Raw genomic sequence first — 19,872 nt, forward strand, 5'->3', positions numbered from 1 at the left:
GGCGTGGTGGATGAGGAGTGGGTGTAGATGAGCAAGCACGAGATGTTGGAGACGGCGGAAGTGGCGGGAGAACGAGCGGCCAAGGCCGGTGAAGCGGTGCAGCGGCTGACCCGCTGGCACGATGACTTCCCCACGCCCGGTGTGCGTTTCGCCGATCTCACCCCGGTGTTCGCCGACTCCGAGGGCTTCCGCTCGGTGCTGGACTGCTTTGCCGCCTGCGCCCCCGACGCCGACCTGGTGGCCGGCGTCGACGCCCGCGGCTTCCTGCTCGGCGCGGGCGTCGCGGCGGTGCTCGGCACCGGCGTGATCGCCGTCCGCAAGGCGGGCAAGCTGCCGCCGCCGGTCATCAGCCGCGAGTACACCCTCGAATACGGTTCGGCCGCACTGGAGATCCCGGCCGACGGCATCGACCTACGCGGCCGCAAGGTGCTGCTGCTCGACGACGTGCTCGCCACCGGCGGCACCCTGGCCGCGGCGGCCGAGCTCTTCACCGCCGCCGGAGCCGAGGTCGCCGCGGCCGCGGTGGTGCTCGAGCTCGGCTTCCTCAACGGCCGTGAGCGCCAGGGCGATTACCCGGTGACCTCCATCGTCAAGCTCTAGACTCCGCGAGCTATCTGCCCGCGCCGATGGCCTGACCGATCAGGGCCTGCACGGCGGTGGGCAGGACCTCCCCGAGGGTCTGCCAGAAACGCGGTTCGGCCATCACGAAGGTCGGATCGCTGATCGTGCAGCCCTCGGGGGCAGCCACGCCATCGAGACGATCGCGCAGCCAGTGGAACGCGCCGGGCAGCTGTCCGGCGACCCCGGAGATGTGCTCGGCCAGTAGTTCCCGCTCGTAGACGACGCTGGGCGCGCCCTCGGCGCAGTACTTGTCCACCAGGCGGTCGACGCCCGCGTTGGGCAGGATCTCGTCGTACTGGGCGTGATAGATGTACACCGGCATCGACGGTGTGTGCTGGCCCAGCGAGTTCTCGGCCAGGAAGCGCTGCACCGCGGGGTGCTGCAGCGGATCGCCCTGGAATCCGAAGGCGCCCAGGTAGTCGTAGAACGGGACGAGCGCGGTACCCATCGGATGGCACAGCAGTTGTTTCGACGCGAGCAGCAGCTTGCTCACCGGATCCACCACGCCGTCGCGCAGCATGTCGCGGACCTCCGGATACTCACCGGCGATTCCGGCGAAGACGCCCATGATCAGGCCGGTGTACAGGCCGCGGTTGTTGTGCCGCAACGCCGTCGGATAGTCCGCGGCCGCGATCCCGCCCGCCGCCACACCGACGATATTCAGTTCGGGCGCATAGTCTTTCGCGATCTCCGCCGCGAACGACGACGGCACCGTACCGCCGGAGTATCCCCACAGCGCGGTCGGGGTGCCCGCGCCGGAAAGCTGTGCGGGGGAGAAGCTCTCGGCGGCGCGAATGCCGTCCAGGGTGGCCTGGGCATTGAGCTTGGACGTGCCGTAGGAGGAATGCGGCCCCTCGTAGTCGGGCAGCACCACCGTCCAGCCCTGGCCGACGCCTGCCGCGATGGGGATCATCGTCTCGGCGGCATTCACGTAATCCAATGGGAGCGAACCGGATTGGATCACATACGACGGCGCGCAGTACTGGGCGGCGCTGTCCTCGGCGATCTGATACGACAGCAGCTTCCGTCCGCCCTCGGGCGCGGGACCGCGCGGCACCAGCACCGTGGTGACCGTCGAAATCGCCTCGCCGAAGCTGTTGGTGGTGCGATACGACAGCTGCCAGGCGTCGATGTTCAACTGCACCAACCCGAAGTACGCCGGATTGATCCGCCGCGCCCGCAGGATCTCACCCGGTTGCGCGGCCGCCACCTGCCCGGCCGGGGGCTGATAGAAGTCGTCGAACTCCGGCGGCAGGGTCACGGCAGGCGGCGGCTCCACCGCGACATCGCGGGCCGGTTCCGCGAGCGCCGTCGCCTGCGCCGCCGAAATCAGCAGCGCTGCGGCCACGCCCGCCACGACCATCGGCTTACACCGTACCCATCCCTGACCGGTCATCGGATCCCTCTCCCGCGCCACGACATTGTGGGCTAAACCGTCTCAGACGAGGATGGCCGTGGTCTGTGTGCGCGCAGTCAGGGTTCGTCGGCCGGATTTGTTCGAATGACAGGATTCCGCGATGCGATCGCGGCTATCAGCCCTGTTGGAATCATTTGCCGTGCGAAGGGATTCGGTCGCGGTCACAATGTGGCTGTGAGTACCGCAGCCGACGATCCGATACCCGTCACAGAATTCCTGGCGGCTCATCTGCCCGAGGCGGCCCGGGAGATGGTGGCCGCGGTGGTGCGCAGCGTCCCGGACTACGAGCGGCTGCCGCGCGAGATGATCGAACGGGACCTGGTCCACCGGGCCGAGGACAATCTGCGGCTGTTCGTGCGGCTGCTGGGGGAGGGGCGCGAACCGCAGGCGGCGGATCTGGACGGGATGATCGATGTCGCCGTGCGGCGTGCGCGCGAGGGGATTCCCCTCGACGCGGTGCTCTCGGTGTATCACCAGGGTGCGCTGGCGGCCTGGAATTTCCTGGCGGCGCAGGCGAATACGGGCGAGGAGCGCGAGGAGCTGCTGCGCGCCGTGCCGCAGCTGCTGCGCTATCTGGGCATCGTGATTCCCGGGGTGGCCGGGTCGTATCTCAACGAGCGGCAGGATCTGCGCTGGGAGCAGCGCGAGGCCAAACGGGCGCTGGCGCAAGCCCTCTTGCAGGGCAAGCCCGCCGAACTGCTGGCCGAGCGGTTCGGCATCGTGCTCGGCGGCTACCACGTGGTGGCGCTGCGCACGGCCGACGCGGCCGCCACCGTGGACGGGGTGCGCCCGGCCATGCGGGTGATCCACGGGGAGATCGACGCGCTCTCACCGCACGCGCTGACCGTCCTGGACCGGGCCGGGGGCTGGGTGCTGCTGCCGGTGAGCGAACCGGTCGCCCGCCTCGACGCCGCGGTGGCGCGGATCGCGTCGGCGGCAGGTGTCCGGGTGATCGCCGGAACCGCAACCGCGGCAGTGATTTCCGAGATTCCATCGAGTGCCGAGGAAGCGGGCGAGATCGCGCGACTCGCGCTGGGATTGGGCCGCCCCACCGGCGTCTACCGCATGGCCGATCTCGCCCTGCAATACCAGTTCGCCCGCCCCGGCCCCGCCCGCACCTGGCTGCTGGGCCTGCTCGCACCGCTGACCGACCACCAGCATCTGATGGAGGCCCTGCGCGCCTATCTGGCCCACGACCACAATCGGGTCGCGGCCGCGGAGTCCCTGGTGGTGCATCGCAATACGCTGAACTATCGCCTGAATCGCATCGCCGCCCTCACCGGCTACGATCCGGGCCGCTCCGAACACACGCCTCTCTTCGCCGCGGCTCTCACCGCGTTCGATCTGGCCGCCGCCGAGCTCTGACGAGCAGGGGCCGCCGGGTGCTAACGGGCAACGACCCGGGCCACGAAGCCGGTCACGACCAGCCAGAAGATCGCGGCCAGACCGTAATTCAGGATGATGTCGAAGTTCGGGCTGTTTGTGTGGAAGAGCCCGGGGAAAAACAGTGCCAGTGGTTCCGCCAGTCCTTTGATGAAGATGAAGAACTTGTTCGACTGATCCGCGTTGAGGATCAGCATCAGGATGTAAAGACCCTCGATGAGGGCGAACAGCGCGCCGACGCCGCTGATGATGCGAGCGGCGTGGACTTCGTTGCGGGCAACGTACGGCATAGGGGAGGGATGCCCGCTGTGTGCCGATCGGAAACGGCGGAGCCGATCGAATCGGCGTGTACGGGGTCCGTGAAACCGCGTGTCGGCCATGGCATGATGTCCGGGTGATGACCGCGGCGGCCGGGAGCGCTCGGGCGTGAAGCCCAAACACATCGTCGGTGGGGCGATCGGCCTGATCATCGGCCTCATGGCGCTGGTGCTGGTCATCATCCTGCCCGCCACCGAGACCTCTTGCGGCCCCGGCGCGCCCAGTGTCGCCGCCGCCCCCTCGGCCCGCACCGAACCCAACTGCCCCGCCACCGGATCGCCCGCCGAGACCGGGCTGCAGGAAGGCGCGCTGCGCGTGTTGCGCTGCACCGTGGCGCACTTCGGGATGATGGACATGCGCGGCGTCACCGACGACGCCTCCGCGCCGGACCTGAAGGCCGGGCGCGCCGTCGAATTCGTGGTCGGCACCGACTCCGGCAAGGGCGACGCCATCGTCTCCTTCCTCCAGGAGAACGCCGGCGCCTTCCGCATCGACTACCTGATCTGGAAGCAGCGCAGCTGGACTCCCGGCGCGGCGGGCGGCGCCGCGTGGAAGCCCCTCGAGGACCGCGGCGATATGGCCCGCAACCACCTCGACCGGGTGCAGGTCACCATCAAGGAGCCGGCCGCGACCTCCACCGAGCTCGCGCCCGCCAACGCCTCCATGGCGGCCATGCCCGGCACCGTCAACGAGGCGGGCAGCCTGACCGGGGCCGGGCGGCACCAATACCCGCTGGCCGCAGGCTCGTTCACCGTCAGCGACGTGTTCGGCGCGCGCGGCGGCACCCACCTGGGCGTGGACATGGCGGCCGCCGCGGGCACCCCCATCTACGCGGCCGCCGACGGGCTGGTGGTGGCGGCGGGCGCGGCGTCGGGCTTCGGCGACTGGGTCGTCATCGACTCCCTCGACGAGAGCGGCCGCCGGTACTCCACGGTGTACGGCCACATGTACGACAACGGCTACTTCGTGCACACCGGCGATGTCGTGCAGATGGGCCAGCACATCGCCGATGTCGGCAGCAATGGCGAATCCTCCGGCGCCCACCTGCATTTCGAACTCGTACCGGGCGGACGGTTGACCGGCGGGCATCAGGTCGACCCCATGCCGTGGCTGGCCGGCGGCAGCATCCCCGCGCCCAGCACGCCCTACTGCGAGAACGGATTCGGCACCCCCGGCGGCAATCTCGCCTCCGGCAAGGTGCCGCCCGAACTCGAGATCTGGTACCGCCGCGCGGGCTCGCTGTGCCCAGAGATCAAAGCCTCGTTGCTGGCCGCCCAGGCCCAGGCCGAATCCGGATTCCGTTCCGACGCGGTGTCACCGGACGGAGCGCAGGGCATCGCCCAGTTCATGCCCGGCACCGCCAAAGCCCTGGCCCCCGACGGACAGCCGTACGTCATCGACGCCGACGGGGACGGGGTGGCGAGCTCGCTGGAACCCGCCGACGCCATCATCGGTCAAGGCCGCTACATGTGTTCCATCGCCAAGACCATCGAGGGCTGGATGAGCGAGGGCAAGGTCTCCGGCGACCTGACCGCGCTCACCATCGCCGCCTACAACGCCGGTGAGGGCGCGGTGCTCTCCTCCGGCGGCATGCCCAACCAGATCTCGCGCCACTACACCGAGACCCGCCCGTACGTCGCGCGCATCCTGGCGGCCGAACCCGGTTTCCGCAGCCTCGGCAGCGAGGGCCGCTTCCAGGCCGACCAGAACGCGGACCTGGGACCGCAGATCGTGGCCGCCGGACAGCAATGGCTCGGCACGCCATACGTTTTCGGCGGCGGCGGGCCCGGCGGACCCAGCGACGGCGGCTTCGACCAGGCGGGCTTCACCGCGGCCGCGGTCTTCGCCGCCAGCGGCAGCACCATCAGCCTGCCGCGCACCGCCGAGCAGCAGTGGGAGCAGGGCGTGGAAGTCCAACTGCTCAAGGCCGAGCCGGGCGATCTCGTATTCGGGTCGTTCGGCCCGCGCGGACCCTCCGACGTCGGCATCTACACCGGCAGCGGGCGCATGCTGCACGCCGAATCCGGCGGCAAGGTCGCAGAGGTTCCACTGTCCAACGGCATGAAGGCCCGCCGCATCGGCAGCTGAAACGGCATCGACGGCTGAAACGGCATCGACGGCCGGAATCGGGGTTGGCAGCCGTATCCGGGACAGGTAATGTCCCTATTCATGGTGATCGGTGAAGGCGTCGAGTGGGGATTGCACTGCTGTGTGGCCCTGGCCTGGCTCGACGACCACGCGCCCATCGCCACCGCCCGGCTCGCCGAGATCTTCGAGCTGCCGCCGGAATACCTGAAGAAGCGGCTACAGCCGCTGGTCCGGGAGGGGATCCTCGAATCCACCCCCGGTGCGCGCGGGGGCTACCGGCTCGCGCGCGCACCCGAGCGCATCACGCTCATGGATGTCGTGGCCGCCGTCGAGGGGCGCACGGATGCGTTCCGGTGCACCGAGATTCGCCGCCGGGGAGCCGGTGCCGCCCGCGCGAAGTCGGAATTCGCCAAGCCGTGCGGCATCGCGCAGGCCATGGGGCGGGCCGAACTGGCCTGGCGACGGGAACTGTCGAGCCAGACCATCGCCGACCTGATGGGCGGGGCCCACGACAACGCGTCGAAATACACGCGCAGCTTCTACGAACACGCGACCGGCTGAGCGACAGCGCGGTTCGCTGAAAATCGACCCGGCCTCAGGCCGGGTTTTTCGGAAGGAGATTCGGGATGACAAATATCCCGGTTATGACCCGCTCGGCAGCGGCCGAGGCCCCGGCCGAGTCGAATGGCCTGCGGCGCACGCTGATTCTGGCGCTGGGCACCTTCGCCGTCGGCACTGATTCGTTCATCCTGGCCGGATTCCTGCCGGATCTGGCCGGGTCCCTGGATGTTTCGACCGCGACGGCGGGGCTGGCGGTCACGGTGTTCGCGGCGTCCTACGCGCTCGGATCCCCGGTGCTGGCGACGCTCACCGCGCGGCTGCCGCGCCGAACCCTGCTGGTGTCGGCGCTCCTGGTGCTCGCGCTGGGCAATCTGGGCTCGGCACTGTCCCCGACCTTCTGGACGCTGCTGGCCACCCGCATCGTGGCGGCCATCGGCGCGGCCGCGTTCACCCCGAACGCGGGCGCGGTCACCGCGGCGCTCGTCCGCCCCGAGGCCCGGGCTCGCGCGCTGTCGGTGGTCGTCGGCGGTTTGACCATCGCGACCGCGCTCGGCGTGCCCCTCGGTGACCTCCTGGGCCACTGGCTCGGCTGGCGTGTCGCCCTGACCGGCGTCGCGCTCGTCTGCCTGGTGGCCGCGGCCGGTGTCGCCGCCTGGGTGCCCGCCCTCCCCGGCAACCCGTATGTCCCACTGGCAAAACGTCTTTCGGTGCTCCGGAACCGCTCGGTCGCGGCCGTCCTCCCGCTGACCCTCCTCGGCATGGCCGCGGCCTACACCGTCTACGCCTACGCCGTTCCGGCCTTGGGCGCCTTGGGAATCGGCGCCTCGTCCACCGCCTGGGTCCTCATGCTCTATGGTGCGGGCGCGGTGGCCGGAAACCTGTCCTCCGGCTACATCACCGACCGCTGGGGCGCGACCCGCGTCCTCACCATCGGCTACGCCCTCATGGCCGCCTCTCTCGCCCTCATGGGCGCACTGGCCGCGACCCAGGTGCGCGCCGCCGCGCTCGTCGGCCTGCTGGCCTTGGCCTGGGGCGCGGCCAGCTGGTGCCAGACCCCCGCCCAGCAGCACCGCCTCATTGCGGCCGCACCCCAGGAATCGGGCCTGGTCGTCGCCCTCAACGCCTCCTGCATCTACTTCGGCATCGGCGTGGGAACCCTGCTCGGCGGCATCACCATCGGGCACGGCGTTCCGGCCATGTACGGTCTCGCCGCCATCCTGGCCGTGCTGGCGTTGGCATACCTGCGCTTCACCGCCCCGAAGGCCCGCTGAGACCCGGCTCACGAAATATGTTCTTGCACTGCCATGTTGATCGAGTTACCGTATTCGAGTTCCATTCCCGTCTGATCGGAGACATGCCGTTGAAGCTCTGAGGTGATCGCCGAGTGGCCCGCAATCGCGCGCCGCATTCGCTCATCCTCTGGAGTTCCGCATGTCAATGCCTGTTATTTCTATTTCCGATCTCACCTTTGCGTGGCCTGACGGCACGCCGGTGTTCGACGGTCTCGACGCACAGCTCGGTCCGGGGCACATCGGCCTGGTCGGGAGCAACGGTGCCGGGAAATCCACGCTGTTTCGGCTGGTCACCGGGGAATTGCGCGCACAGCGCGGTTCGGTGAGCGTGCCGGGGCAGCTGGGCTACCTGCGGCAGGACCTGGGGCTGGCCACCGGGCAGCGGGTCGACGAGGTGCTCGGGCTGGACGGGATTCGAAAGGCGTTGCACCGCATCGAATCCGGATCCGGCACCGAGGCCGACTTCGACGTCGTGGGCAATGCCTGGGATATCGAGGAGCGCGCGGTGGCGCTGCTCGGGCGGCTCGGATTGCATTACGTCGCAGGGGATGTCGCGCAGCTGGATCGCCGCCTGGACACCCTGTCCGGTGGCGAGACGGTGCTGCTGGGCCTGGTGGCCGAGCTGCTGCGCGAACCCGACGTGCTGCTGCTGGACGAACCGACCAACAACCTCGATCAGGTGGCGCGCGAGCGGCTCTACGAGGTCATCGGCCAGTTCCCCGGCACCGTGCTGACCGTCAGCCACGACCGCGAACTCCTGGACCGCGTCGACACCATCGCCGAGCTGCGGCAGGGCGAGATCCGTTTGTTCGGCGGCAATTTCGCCGAATACGAGCGGATCATCGAGGCCGAGCAGGAGGCCGCCCGTGCCGCGGTCCGCGATGCCCGCAGCGATATGCGCAAGCAGTCGCGGGAACTCGTCGAGGCGCGCATCAAGCTCGACCGCCGCCAGCGGTACGGGCAGAAGATGTGGGACCAGAAGCGCGAACCCAAGATCATCATGGCCGAGCGCAAGCGCCAGGCCCAGGTGTCGGCGGGCAAGCTGCGCAACAACCACATCGGCAAGGTCGAGGAGGCCAAGGATCATCTCAGCGAAATGCAGGAGCGGCTGCGCGACGACCGGGAAATCCGCGTCGACCTGCCCGATACCCGGGTCTACCCCGGGCAGGAGGTGCTCGAGCTGACCGAGGTGCGGCTGGCGTGCGGGCCGACGGTGACGCTGAAAGTCAGCGGCCCCGAACGCATCGCGCTCACCGGACGCAACGGCATCGGCAAAACCACGCTGCTGCACAGCATTCGGCACGCCGACCCGAAGGTGCCCTGGCGCATGCTGCCGCAGCGCCTGGACATCTTCGACGAGCAGAAATCGGTGTTCGAGAACGTGGCCGCCACCGCGCCCCACGCCTCACAGGAGAAGATTCGGGCGCAATTGGCCCGCTTCCTCTTCCGCGGCACCGATGCCGACGTCCTGGCCGGAGCCCTCTCCGGCGGTGAGCGGCTGCGGGCGGCGCTGGCCATGCTGCTGCTGGCCGAGCCCGCCCCGAAGCTGCTGCTGCTCGACGAGCCGACCAACAACCTCGACCTGCCCAGCCTCGCCCATCTCACCGAGGCACTGGCCGGCTTCGAGGGGGCGCTGATCGTGGTCAGCCACGACCCGCGCTTCCTCACCGAAATCGGGGTCACGCGGCGGCTGGAGCTGACCGGCGACGGGCTGGTGGAGTCTGCCGGTGAACAGTGAGCTGACCGGGTACAGTTCACTGTTCCTACCGGCGGCTTCGGCCGTCCCGGTCGGGAACCGTTTCCAGGACTAAAGTGGGTGATCTGGGTGGTTGAACGGTCCGATAGGGTTTTCCGATCGAGGCCGCGAGCGGAGGTGGCATGACACAGCAAATGGAGCAGGCGAACTCGGGGCAACCCGAGGGCGCTCGTGAATTGAACGCAGCCGCCACCCCATCGGCCAATGGTCAGCCCGCCGCCGCTCGTAATTCGACCGCCGTCCCCACCTCCGCCTCCCGCCGCGTGCGGGCGCGCCTGGCCCGTCGCATGACGGGCCAGCGCGGCATCGCCGCCGTCAAGCCGGTGCTAGAGCCGCTCGCCACCGTGCACCGCGAGCTGTACCCGAAGGCGAATCTCGCTCTGCTGCAACGGGCTTTCGACGTCGCCGACGAGAAGCACCAGCACCAGTTCCGCAAGTCCGGCGACCCCTACATCACCCACCCGCTGGCCGTCGCGAACATCCTCGCCGAACTCGGGATGGACACCACCACGCTGGTGGCCGCGCTGCTGCACGACACCGTCGAGGACACCGGGTACTCGCTCGACGAGCTGACCGCCGAATTCGGCACCGAGGTCGCCCACCTGGTGGACGGCGTCACCAAGCTGGACAAGGTCAACCTGGGCGCGGCCGCCGAGGCCGAGACCATCCGCAAGATGATCATCGCCATGGCCCGCGACCCGCGCGTGCTGGTGATCAAGGTGGCCGACCGGCTGCACAACATGCGCACCATGCGGTTCCTGCCGCCGGAGAAGCAGGCCAAGAAGGCGCGCGAAACCCTCGAGGTGATCGCGCCGCTGGCCCACCGGCTGGGCATGGCGACCGTCAAATGGGAACTGGAGGACCTCGCGTTCGCGATCCTGCACCCCAAGAAATACGACGAGATCGTGCGGTTGGTCGCCGACCGCGCGCCCTCGCGCGACACCTACCTGGCGAAGGTGCGCGCCGAGATCGTGAACACCCTGGCCGCGAGCCGGATCAACGCGGTCGTGGAAGGCCGCCCGAAGCACTACTGGTCGATCTATCAGAAGATGATCGTCAAGGGTAAGGACTTCGACGACATCCACGACCTGGTCGGCATCCGCATCCTCTGCGACGAGGTGCGCGACTGCTACGCCGCGGTCGGTGTCGTGCACTCGCTGTGGCAGCCCATGGCCGGGCGGTTCAAGGACTACATCGCCCAGCCGCGCTACGGCGTCTACCAGTCCTTGCACACCACCGTGGTCGGACCCGACGGCAAGCCCCTGGAAGTGCAGATCCGCACCCAGGACATGCACCGGACCGCCGAGTTCGGCATCGCCGCGCACTGGCGGTACAAGGAGACCAAGGGCAAGCACTCCAACGACTCCACCGAAGTCGACGATATGGCGTGGATGCGTCAGCTCCTCGACTGGCAGCGGGAGGCCGCCGACCCGGCGGAATTCCTGGAGTCGCTGCGCTTCGACCTGAAGTCGCCGGAAATCTTCGTGTTCACGCCCAAGGGCGATGTGATCACGCTGCCGCAGAAATCCACCCCGGTGGACTTCGCCTACGCCGTGCACACCGAGGTCGGGCACCGCTGCATCGGCGCGCGCGTGAACGGGCGACTGGTCGCACTCGAACGGCAGCTGGAGAACGGTGAGGTCGTCGAGATCTTCACCTCCAAGGCGCAGAACGCCGGACCCTCGCGGGACTGGTCGAACTTCGTCGTTTCGCCGCGCGCCAAGGCCAAGATTCGCCAGTGGTTCGCCAAGGAGCGTCGCGAGGAGGCCCTCGAGGCCGGTAAGGACGCGATCAGCAAGGAGGTCCGGCGCTCGGGCCTGCCGCTGCAGCGCCTGATGAGCGTCGACGCCATGAGCGCGCTCGCGCACGAACTGCACTACACCGACATCTCCGCGCTGTATGCCGCGGTCGGTGAGAACCAGGTGTCCGCGCATCACGTGGTGCAGCGGCTCATGGCGCAGCTCGGCGGCGTCAGCGACGTCGAGAACGAATTGGCCGAGCGGTCAACGCCTTCCACCGTCCCGTCGCGTCAGCGCACGACCGGCGATGCGGGCGTGGAGATTCCGGGCGCGCCCGGCACGGTGTCGAAGCTGGCCAAGTGCTGCACCCCGGTGCCCGGCGACGAGATCATGGGCTTCGTGACCCGCGGCGGCGCGGTCAGCGTGCACCGCACCGACTGCACCAACGCCGATTCGCTGCGCTCGGAGCCGGAACGGATCATCGAGGTCAAGTGGGCGCCGTCGCCGTCGTCGGTGTTCCTGGTCGCCATCCAGATCGAGGCCCTCGACCGGACCCGCCTGCTCTCGGACGTCACCAAGGTGCTGGCCGACGAGAAGGTGAACATCCTGTCCGCGGCCGTCACCACCTCCGGTGATCGAGTCGCCATCTCCAAGTTCACCTTCGAGATGGGCGACCCGAAGCACCTCGGGCATCTGCTCAATGTGGTCCGCAATGTGGAAGGCGTCTACGACGTCTACCGCGTGACCTCCGCGGCCTGAGTCAGCGCGGATCCTGGCCGAGGCGCTCGGCCAGGATCGTCGCGCGCGCCAACTGCACCTTGCGGGCCTGGCCCGAGGCAAATGCCATCAGGCCGAACGGGGTGCGCAGGCGCAGTTCGTCGTCGATACGGGTGCCCTCGGGTGCCTCGGTGAGATCGAAGCGGTAGGCCATGTGGACGCCGCCCGGACTGTTCACCTCACCCCAGACCGCCTTGCCCGGGGTGCCCAGCAGCGAGACGCGAATTCGGTTGTCGCACTTCAGTCCCAAGAAGCGGAACCGCTCGACTGCCACATAAGAGTTCTCCCGGACATCCTCGACGGCCACGACCAGCGGCGACAGGCCGATGTAGTGCTCGGGCCGGGCCAGGTGCTCGTAAACCGCTGCCGCCGAAGCGGAGACGGTGAAGCTATTGCGGAGAATCTTTTCGGGCATCCCCGAACTCTAATGGCGCAACAGCGGCTGGTGGAGCAGCGGAACGCGCCGCCGAAGAGGCGGGACACGGCGAAGTCGATGAACTCGACGATGCCGCGTACCTTCGAGCCGCTTGCCGCGCCCACGAATTTCGACGGAACTCGACCAGGCCGTATTACCGCTGTATTCTCAGCTGTGGCCACGCATGAGCACCAGTAAGGACGGATTACGCGTCTTGCAGGTGTGGGCACGAACCAAGGCCGGGAGGCCGATCATCGTCGCGTTGCGGGCGATGGGCGGACTGGACTGGCAGATCATCGGTGCGAAACCGATGAACCCGCAGGACATTGCTGATTTCGAGAAATGGGAGAGCCAGCGATGACAGAACGCAGCGACCACGACGACGCTCGAGCCCTGTCGGAAGCCATGGCGCTGGCAGACGCGTTCGAGGCCGGAGAACTGGTCATCGACGACAATGAATCCACCCCGGAGTTGCCGCCCGTCACCGGGCCCGTAGAAGAGCAGTTGGTGGTGACCACTGTTCGCCTCACTCTCAGTCAGCGCGACGCCATTCAGGCGATCTGCGAGGCGCGTGGCGTGGACCGATCGGCGTTGATCCGCGGCTGGATCAACGAGGGCTTGGCCGAGACCGAAGATGACCGCAAGATCTCGCTGGCCGACCTCAAGCGCGCCATCGCCGGACTGCCACCGGCTGCCTGACCCGCGCTTTGGTTCGTCGCGTGGGTACACTGCCTGCAGCTCGACGTGACTGTCCGGCAATACAATTGACCGCCGTCGTCAGCACCGTGACGAAGATTCGACCGGCGGCATGGCCCACTGGCTGGAACTCGGAACTCGCTCTGGGAAAAACAACCCCGTTCGCAGCAGGGCGAATTCACTGTCCGGGTGAATACTCCGCGGTATCGGCGGTATGGAGGGAAACGATAGCCTCTGGATGTTGCTTGTTATTAGCTGGCGGCCGTAGGGTCGGCGGATGGGTATGTCGACGGGCAGGCGAGTAAAGCTCGCGCTCGGCAGTGGCGGGGCGCGGGGGTACGCGCACATCGGGGTGATCGCCGAGTTGCGGGAGCGTGGGTACGAGGTTGTGGGGGTAGCGGGGTCGTCGATGGGCGCGCTGGTCGGCGGGCTGTTCGCGGCCGGACGGCTCGATGAATTCACCTCGTGGGTAACCGGACTCGGCCAGCTCGAGGTGGCGCGGCTGCTGGATCCGGCGTTCAGTGAGCCGGGGGTGATCCGGGCGGGCAAGATCCTCGACCGGATTCGTGAGATTCTCGGCGACCTGCGCATCGAGGACCTGCCGATCCCTTATGTCGCGGTCGCCACCGATATGACGGTCGGGCGTTCGACCTGGTTCCAGACCGGAGAGCTGGATGCCGCGATCCGGGCCTCGATCTCCATCCCGGGCTTTATCACTCCGGTGCTGGTCGACGGTCATGTGCTGGTCGACGGCGGTGTCCTCGATCCGCTGCCGGTGGTGGCGACCATGGCGCTCGGGCCCGCGGACATGACCATCGGCGTCGACCTGTCCGGCCCACCGGACCCGATCTACGACCGGGCGCAGCCCCGCGCCAACTGGTTCGCCCAGTGGTGGCGGGCCTCGGCGCACCGGCTCGGCCGCGCACCCGAGCACATCGAGGAACAGCCGCCCGCCCTGACCAGCGTGCGCGCCACCGATGTCGCGCAGCGGGCCATCGACCTCATGCTGGCCGCCATCACCCGCCAGCATCTGGCCGCCCACCCGCCCGACCTGGTGATCTCGGTGCCCCAGAACATCTGCGGCACCATGGATTTCCACCGCGCCGCCCCGCTCATCGAACAGGGCCGGGCGTTGGCGGCCGCGGCCCTGGACACCCTGCCCCAGCCCGGTCCGGCGGCGACGGCCTGACCCCCGACCGCGCGCGGGGTTGCCCGGAGGTCGCGGGTACGATTCCCGGCATGAAGTTCGAGAATGTCACCGTCACCAAGCGCGCCAATGTCTACTTCGATGGCAAGTGCGTGAGCCACAACATCGAGCTGGCCGATGGCACCAGCAAGTCCGTCGGTGTCATCCTCCCCGCCACCCTGACCTTCAACACCGGCGCCCCGGAGATCATGGAGCTGCTCGAGGGTGTCTGCAACGTCACCCTCGCCGGCGAGTCCGAGGCCGTCACCTACAAGGGCGGCGAGTCCTTCTCCGTGCCGGGCAACTCGAGCTTCGTGATCGAGGTCGTCGAGCCCGTCCACTACGTTTGTCACTTCGGCTGAGTCTTCTCCGCTGCGGCCCGGTCCTCACCAATGAGGCCGGGCCGCAGCTGTTTTGAGGCAGCAGAGCCGTTTCCGGGCCCGGCGTGGTAGGCATGGGGTATGACGACGCTGGGTGCGGTGTTCCGGCCGCAGAATCCACCGGAGCGGCTGCGCGATGTGGTGCGCGCGGCCGATGAGTCGGGGCTCGACGAATTGTGGCTGTGGGAGGACTGTTTCCTCGAGGGCGGCGTGTCCACCGCCGCCGCGGCCCTGGCCTGGAGCGAGCGGGTGCACATCGGGGTCGGCGTGCTGCCGGTGCCGCTGCGCAATGTCGCGATCACCGCCATGGAGATCTCGAGCCTGGAACGGATGTTCCCGGGCCGGGGGATCTGGGGCGTGGGACACGGCGTGCAGGACTGGATGGGGCAGGTGGGGGCGCGGGCCGCCTCGCCGCTGACCCTGCTGCGCGAATACCTCGACGCGCTGCGCGGACTGCTCAACGGGCAGCGAATCACGGTGAAGGGCCGCTACGTTCAGCTCGACGACGTCGCCCTGGACTGGCCCCCGGCCGCCGCGCCGCCGATCCTCGCCGCCGCGACCGGGCCGAAAACCCTGCAACTGGTGGGGGAGTGCGCCGACGGCGTGGTCCTCACCAATTCGACACCCGCCGCCGGGATCCGCACCGCCGCCGACATCCTGCACGCCGCTCGCCCCGAAGCCGTTGCGGCACAGCCCTTCCCGATCGTCGTCTACCTGCTCGCGGCCACCGGCCCCGATGCCGCGGATCGGGTGCTCGCCGACCTGCGCGAGCAGGAGCGCGACCACATCCCCGATATCGGCGTCGCCGGTGACGCGCGGGCCATCGCCGACAAGGTGATGCAGTGGGCCGAGGCCGGCGCCACCAGCGTGGTGCTCCAGCCGACCGGCGATGAACCGGACCCGGCCGGGTTCGTGCGCTTCGTCGCCGAGCAGGTCAAGCCGCTGTTGCCCTGACCCGGCTTGCCGCCCGTTTCTAGAACGTGTTTCACTCGGCGGGTGATCGAACGGGCATCGAGCGGTGCGGTGGCGTTGTCGTATCTACTGCGAGGTCTCGTCGGCCTGCCGGTGGAAGCGTTGCTGAACGCGGTCGTGCGCGGGCGGATTTCGCCCCGGGGGCTGTTCGAGGGCGCGGCCCGGGTGGATAGGCTCGCGGCGATGCTGCCGCCACCGCGTGGCGTGCGGCGCGAGCCGGTCGCGTTCGAGGGCGGGTTCGCAGGGGAATGGTTGCGGCCGGAAGGGGCTGTCGCCGAAGCCGATTCGGCGATCCTGTATCTGCACGGCGGGCGCGTACTTCTTCTGCGGCCTCAACACCCATCGACATCTGGCCATCGCCGTGGGCCGGGCGGCCGGGGCGTCCGTGCTGTCGGTGGCGTATCGGCAGTTGCCGCAGGCGCATCTGACCCGATCCATCGACGATGCCGTGACGGCCTACCGGTATCTGCTGGACCGGGGGATCCCCGCGCAGCGCATCCTGATCTGCGGGGATTCCGCGGGTGGCGGGCTGACTTTCCTTGCGGCGCTGGCGATCCGGGACCGCGGGCTGCCGCGCCCGGGTGGGCTGGCGGCCATGTCGCCGTGGGCGGATCTCGACAACGAGTTCCGCCTCGCCCACCCGAATGCGCGGCGCGACCCGATCCTGCGGCCGGTGCTCGCCGATGTGGTGGTGCCCAACGGTTTCACCGAGAACGGTGTGCTGGATCCGATGCTGTCGTCCACCGCGCACGACTTCACCGGTCTGCCACCGATTCTGATCCAGGTCGGATCGACCGAGATGTTCCTGCCCGACGCGGAACGATTGGCCGCCCGCGCGGCGGCGGCCGGGGTGCCGTGCACGCTGGAGATCTACGACCACGCGCCGCATGTCTTCCAGGTCAGTGCACCGTTGTTGCCGCGGGCGCGGCGGGCAGTGCGGCGCATCGGCGAATTCGCCCGCGCCGCACTGTCTTCCGTGCCTCTCGAGTGACACTCAGCGCAGGTCGCGGAAGAACTCGCGCACGTCGGCGACCAGCATTTCGGGTTCCTCCAAGGCCGCGAAATGCCCGCCGTGATCGACATCGGTCCAGCGGGTGATGGTGTTGGAGGGTTCGCAATACCGGCGGATGCAGACATCGTGGGCGAAGGCGATGACACCGGTCGGAACGCCCGAATTCACAGGGGTGGAACCCCATTCGCCCGTATGCCCGTACCCGACGTAGGCCGCCGAGCCCGCCGTACCGGTGAGCCAGTAGACCATCACATTGGTGAGCAGGCGATCGCGGTCGATGATCTTGTCGGGGTCGACATTGCGCGGGTGGGTCCACTCGCGGAACTTGTCCATGATCCAGGCCAGCTGGCCCACCGGCGAATCCACCAGACCGTAGGCCAGCGCCTGCGGGCGGGTCGACTGAATGGAGATGTAGCCGAACTCTTCCCGCATGAAGGCCTGGATGCGCCGGACCCGATCACGTTCGAGCTCGGTGAGTTCGTCGAGGTCGTCGGCGGCCGACGGCGGCGGGAGATTGGGTCCGCCGTTCACGTGCACGCCGATCACTCGATCCGGTGCGTGGCGCGCCACCTCGGGACTCACCGCGCCGCCGATGTCACCGCCCTGCACGCCGTAGCGCTCGTACCCGAGGCGTCGCATGAGTTCGGCCCACACCCGCCCGATGCGGGCGCGGCTCCACCCGGGCTCGCTGACCGGTCCGGAGAATCCGAAGCCGGGTAGGGACGGGATGACCAGGTGGAAGGCGTCGGCCGGATCGCCGCCGTGGGCGCGCGGGTCGGTCAACGGGCCGATGATGTCGAGGAATTCGACCACCGACCCCGGCCAGCCGTGGGTGAGCAGCAGCGGCACCGCGCCCGGTTCCTCGGAACGGATGTGCAGGAAGTGGATGCGCTGCCCCTCGATCTCGGTCGTGAACTGCGGGTAGCGATTCAACTCGGCCTCGGCCGCCCGCCAGTCGTACTCGGTGCGCCAGTACTCGGCCAGCTCGCGCAGCCAGCCGACCGGTGCGCCGGTGTCCCAGTCGTCGCCCGGCAGCGGCGCGGGAAAGCGGGCGGCGGCGAGCCGCGACCGCAGGTCATCGAGCTGATCTTGCGAAATATCGATACGGAAGGGAGTGATCTCATCGCTCATGAGAACCACGCTAGAAGCAACCTAGGACAGCTTTCGCCCTAGCTTTCGGGGACAATCGAGAAATGTTGGAAACCTCGGCCCGCCTGCTGCGCCTGCTGTCACTGCTGCAGACCCCGCGCGACTGGACCGGCGCCGACCTCGCCGCCCAGCTCGAGGTGGATGTGCGCACCGTGCGCCGCGATATCGAAAAGCTGCGCGCCCTCGGCTATCCCGTGCACGCCGTCGCCGGGGCCGCCGGATACCGGCTGGGCGCGGGCGCGAAACTGCCGCCGCTGCTGCTCGACGACGAGGAGGCCATCGCCGTGGCCATGGGATTGCGGACCGCGGCGGGCGGCACCATCGCCGGGATCGAGGAGAGTTCGCTGCGGGCGCTGGCCAAACTCGAGCAGGTGCTGCCGTCGCGGCTACGGCACCGCATGACCGCCCTCCAGGAGGCGACGGTCGCGGTCCCGGCCGGTGGTCCGCGCGTGGATCCCGATACCTTGACAGCCATCGCCGCCGCCATCCGCGACCACCACCGCCTGCGCTTCGACTACCGCACCCACGACGGCGAAACCTCGCGCCGCACAACCGAACCCCACCGCCTCGTGCACACCGGCCGCCGCTGGTACCTGACCGGATGGGACGTCGACCGCGAGGATTGGCGCACCTACCGGGTGGACCGGCTCACCCCGCGCATCCCGACCGGCCCCCGTTTCACGCCCCGCGAGGCACCCGATGCGGCAGAACAGGTTTCGCGCGGCACAACCTCCGCGCCCTACCGCTACCGCGCCCGCATCACCCTGCTGGTCCCGGCCGAACAGGCGGCCGAACGGATCGCGCCCACCGTCGGCGTCCTCGAAGCCGTGGACGCGAAAACCTGTGTCCTGCACACGGGCGCGGACTCCCTCGACGCCATCGCCTTCTACATGGCGGGCTTCGGCTTCGAATTCCGCGTCATCGAACCCCCGGAACTCGTTGCCCGCCTTCGTGATCTGTCCGGGAAGCTGGGACGCGCGGCGGGCTGACCGCCGCGAACCCGCCCGCTGAGAATCAGTACGGACGGGTCCGGGCGATCACGAGGTCAGAGCAGCCAGGGGTTCAGGCTGCAGACCGGCGTGGGGTGGGCTGCCGGGTCGAGGGCTTGCAGGGCCAGGGAGACGGCTCGGGGGGAGAAGAGCATGGAGTTGTGGTCGGAGGTGTCGAGGGCGCAGCCGTCCTGGAGGAGGACGTTGTGGACGGTGGCGCCGGGGCCGGGGGTGAGGTAGGTGGCGGAGTACGGGGTGGAGACTTCGTCGTATTGGTCGGCGACGATCGTGTAGTCGATGCCGGGGAGGGTGTCGCCGTCGGCATTGAGGCGGGTGAGGACGGGGGAGCCGACCAATTGCTGAATTCCCGCGTGGCCGATGAGGGTTTCGGTGGGTGCGGTGGGGTCGAGTTTCAGCGCGGATTGGAAGACGCCGAGGAGGTTGCCCAGACCGGCGAGGGTGGTGCCGTGATTGGTGGCGCCGTAGGTGATCACATGGGCGACTTTATTGTTGGCCGGATTACTCTCGTCGGCCCCGCCGTTGAATTTCAGATATTCGCGGATGACCACGCCGCCCTGGGAGTGGCCGATGGTGTCCACCTGCGGCGCACCGGTGGTGGCGAGGACGCGGTCGACGAAGGTGGACAGCTGGGCGGCGGAATCCTCGATGTAGCCGGTGGCGCCGATGGTGGGCTGGACCAGGCCCGCGCCGGCGGTGTTCGCGCGGCCGTAGTTGAAGGTGAAGACGCAGTAGCCGGCCTTCGCCAGTTCGGGGCCCATGTACGAATAGGCGCTGAAGGCGCTGGCCCAGGTGCCGTGGACGAGGACGACCGGACGGGGATGGGCCGCATCGGGTTTGCACGACCAGTCGTTGGTGCCCTGGGGCGCGGCGTCCGGATTCGCCAATCCGTAGGCGATGGCGGCGGTTTCGTCGGTCAGCTCGGGACCGTAGCCGACGGTGTCGGAGGCGTGGGAGCTGTCCGGGGGATCCGCCACGGCCGCCGGGGAATTCAATCCGATGGCGAGTGTGGCGGCGGCCACGACGAATGCGGCGGTGCCCAGCGAACGCGGAGTGTGCTTCATATCGTGCTTTCTTCCTCGAAATGGAAACGGCGAGTGAGG

Annotated in this window: 20 protein-coding genes; 14 read left to right on the plus strand and 6 right to left on the minus strand. The window is 68.7% G+C overall.

What is annotated here, in order from left to right; all coding sequences use genetic code 11:
* Positions 1–27: 27 nt before the first annotated feature.
* Entirely contained in the window at positions 28–600 is a 573-nt protein-coding gene (locus ACAM49_RS09050; protein ID WP_369635004.1) for an adenine phosphoribosyltransferase, read from the plus strand.
* 10 nt (positions 601–610) lie between these two features.
* On the opposite strand, the gene ACAM49_RS09055 is transcribed toward ACAM49_RS09050, so the two are convergent.
* Positions 611–1,984 (minus strand): lipase family protein, encoded by a 1,374-nt coding sequence (locus tag ACAM49_RS09055; protein ID WP_369635005.1) that lies wholly within the window; start codon positions 1,982–1,984, stop codon positions 611–613.
* 228 nt (positions 1,985–2,212) lie between these two features.
* Between ACAM49_RS09055 and ACAM49_RS09060 the strand changes: the two genes are divergently transcribed.
* Positions 2,213–3,403 (plus strand): PucR family transcriptional regulator, encoded by a 1,191-nt coding sequence (locus ACAM49_RS09060; RefSeq protein ID WP_369635006.1) that lies wholly within the window; start codon positions 2,213–2,215, stop codon positions 3,401–3,403.
* Positions 3,404–3,423: 20 nt separating this feature from the next.
* Here ACAM49_RS09060 and ACAM49_RS09065 read toward each other — a convergent pair whose 3' ends face one another.
* Complete coding sequence (locus ACAM49_RS09065; RefSeq protein WP_051178753.1) at positions 3,424–3,711, minus strand: hypothetical protein; 288 nt, start codon at positions 3,709–3,711, stop codon at positions 3,424–3,426.
* 136 nt (positions 3,712–3,847) lie between these two features.
* Here ACAM49_RS09065 and ACAM49_RS09070 point away from each other — a divergent pair, with 136 nt between their 5' ends.
* The 5 genes from ACAM49_RS09070 to ACAM49_RS09090 all read left to right on the plus strand — a co-directional run bounded on the left by ACAM49_RS09070 (position 3,848) and on the right by ACAM49_RS09090 (position 11,934).
* Positions 3,848–5,827: a peptidoglycan DD-metalloendopeptidase family protein gene (locus ACAM49_RS09070; RefSeq protein WP_369635007.1), complete on the plus strand. Its 1,980-nt coding sequence runs from the start codon at positions 3,848–3,850 to the stop codon at positions 5,825–5,827.
* 81 nt (positions 5,828–5,908) lie between these two features.
* Positions 5,909–6,388 carry an Rrf2 family transcriptional regulator gene (locus ACAM49_RS09075; protein ID WP_369635008.1) on the plus strand — a complete coding sequence of 160 codons (480 nt, stop codon included), beginning with the start codon at positions 5,909–5,911 and terminating at the stop codon, positions 6,386–6,388.
* Positions 6,389–6,453: 65 nt separating this feature from the next.
* The gene (locus tag ACAM49_RS09080; protein ID WP_369635009.1) at positions 6,454–7,659 is read left to right on the plus strand and encodes an MFS transporter; all 1,206 of its coding nucleotides are present in this window, start codon (positions 6,454–6,456) and stop codon (positions 7,657–7,659) included.
* 160 nt (positions 7,660–7,819) lie between these two features.
* Positions 7,820–9,418, plus strand: coding sequence for an ABC-F family ATP-binding cassette domain-containing protein (locus ACAM49_RS09085; protein ID WP_369635010.1), 1,599 nt, complete (start codon positions 7,820–7,822; stop codon positions 9,416–9,418).
* A 140-nt stretch (positions 9,419–9,558) separates the two neighbouring features.
* Positions 9,559–11,934, plus strand: coding sequence for a bifunctional (p)ppGpp synthetase/guanosine-3',5'-bis(diphosphate) 3'-pyrophosphohydrolase (locus ACAM49_RS09090; RefSeq protein ID WP_369635011.1), 2,376 nt, complete (start codon positions 9,559–9,561; stop codon positions 11,932–11,934).
* A 1-nt stretch (position 11,935) separates the two neighbouring features.
* Here the strand turns inward: ACAM49_RS09090 and ACAM49_RS09095 are convergent, their stop codons facing one another.
* A complete protein-coding gene (locus ACAM49_RS09095) occupies positions 11,936–12,367 on the minus strand; it encodes an SRPBCC family protein (RefSeq protein ID WP_369635012.1) in 432 nt (143 codons plus the stop codon).
* A gap of 184 nt (positions 12,368–12,551) precedes the next feature.
* Here ACAM49_RS09095 and ACAM49_RS09100 point away from each other — a divergent pair, with 184 nt between their 5' ends.
* The 5 genes from ACAM49_RS09100 (at position 12,552) to ACAM49_RS09120 (ending at position 15,583) form a co-directional block, all read left to right on the plus strand.
* On the plus strand, positions 12,552–12,728 hold the full coding sequence (locus tag ACAM49_RS09100; RefSeq protein WP_369635013.1) for a hypothetical protein: 177 nt from the start codon (positions 12,552–12,554) through the stop codon (positions 12,726–12,728).
* Positions 12,725–13,066 carry a hypothetical protein gene (locus ACAM49_RS09105; protein ID WP_369635014.1) on the plus strand — a complete coding sequence of 114 codons (342 nt, stop codon included), beginning with the start codon at positions 12,725–12,727 and terminating at the stop codon, positions 13,064–13,066. The genes ACAM49_RS09100 and ACAM49_RS09105 overlap by 4 nt, the downstream gene beginning before the upstream one ends.
* 274 nt (positions 13,067–13,340) lie before the next feature.
* Entirely contained in the window at positions 13,341–14,252 is a 912-nt protein-coding gene (locus tag ACAM49_RS09110; protein WP_369635015.1) for a patatin-like phospholipase family protein, read from the plus strand.
* A gap of 50 nt (positions 14,253–14,302) precedes the next feature.
* On the plus strand, positions 14,303–14,611 hold the full coding sequence (locus tag ACAM49_RS09115; RefSeq protein ID WP_369635016.1) for a pyrimidine/purine nucleoside phosphorylase: 309 nt from the start codon (positions 14,303–14,305) through the stop codon (positions 14,609–14,611).
* Positions 14,612–14,710: 99 nt separating this feature from the next.
* On the plus strand, positions 14,711–15,583 hold the full coding sequence (locus ACAM49_RS09120; RefSeq protein ID WP_369635017.1) for an LLM class flavin-dependent oxidoreductase: 873 nt from the start codon (positions 14,711–14,713) through the stop codon (positions 15,581–15,583).
* Positions 15,584–15,667: 84 nt separating this feature from the next.
* On the opposite strand, the gene ACAM49_RS09125 is transcribed toward ACAM49_RS09120, so the two are convergent.
* Entirely contained in the window at positions 15,668–15,940 is a 273-nt protein-coding gene (locus tag ACAM49_RS09125; RefSeq protein ID WP_369635018.1) for a hypothetical protein, read from the minus strand.
* Positions 15,941–15,962: 22 nt separating this feature from the next.
* Between ACAM49_RS09125 and ACAM49_RS09130 the strand changes: the two genes are divergently transcribed.
* Positions 15,963–16,592, plus strand: a complete 630-nt coding sequence (locus ACAM49_RS09130) for an alpha/beta hydrolase (protein WP_369635019.1) — start codon at positions 15,963–15,965, stop codon at positions 16,590–16,592.
* A gap of 3 nt (positions 16,593–16,595) precedes the next feature.
* Here the strand turns inward: ACAM49_RS09130 and ACAM49_RS09135 are convergent, their stop codons facing one another.
* Positions 16,596–17,744, minus strand: coding sequence for an epoxide hydrolase family protein (locus ACAM49_RS09135; protein WP_369635020.1), 1,149 nt, complete (start codon positions 17,742–17,744; stop codon positions 16,596–16,598).
* Positions 17,745–17,806: 62 nt separating this feature from the next.
* Between ACAM49_RS09135 and ACAM49_RS09140 the strand changes: the two genes are divergently transcribed.
* On the plus strand, positions 17,807–18,751 hold the full coding sequence (locus tag ACAM49_RS09140) for a helix-turn-helix transcriptional regulator (protein ID WP_369635021.1): 945 nt from the start codon (positions 17,807–17,809) through the stop codon (positions 18,749–18,751).
* A gap of 56 nt (positions 18,752–18,807) precedes the next feature.
* On the opposite strand, the gene ACAM49_RS09145 is transcribed toward ACAM49_RS09140, so the two are convergent.
* The gene (locus ACAM49_RS09145) at positions 18,808–19,833 is read right to left on the minus strand and encodes an esterase/lipase family protein (protein ID WP_369635022.1); all 1,026 of its coding nucleotides are present in this window, start codon (positions 19,831–19,833) and stop codon (positions 18,808–18,810) included.
* Positions 19,834–19,872: the final 39 nt, after the last annotated feature.

The organism is Nocardia sp. JMUB6875 (assembly GCF_041154655.1).
Lineage (GTDB): Bacteria > Actinomycetota > Actinomycetes > Mycobacteriales > Mycobacteriaceae > Nocardia.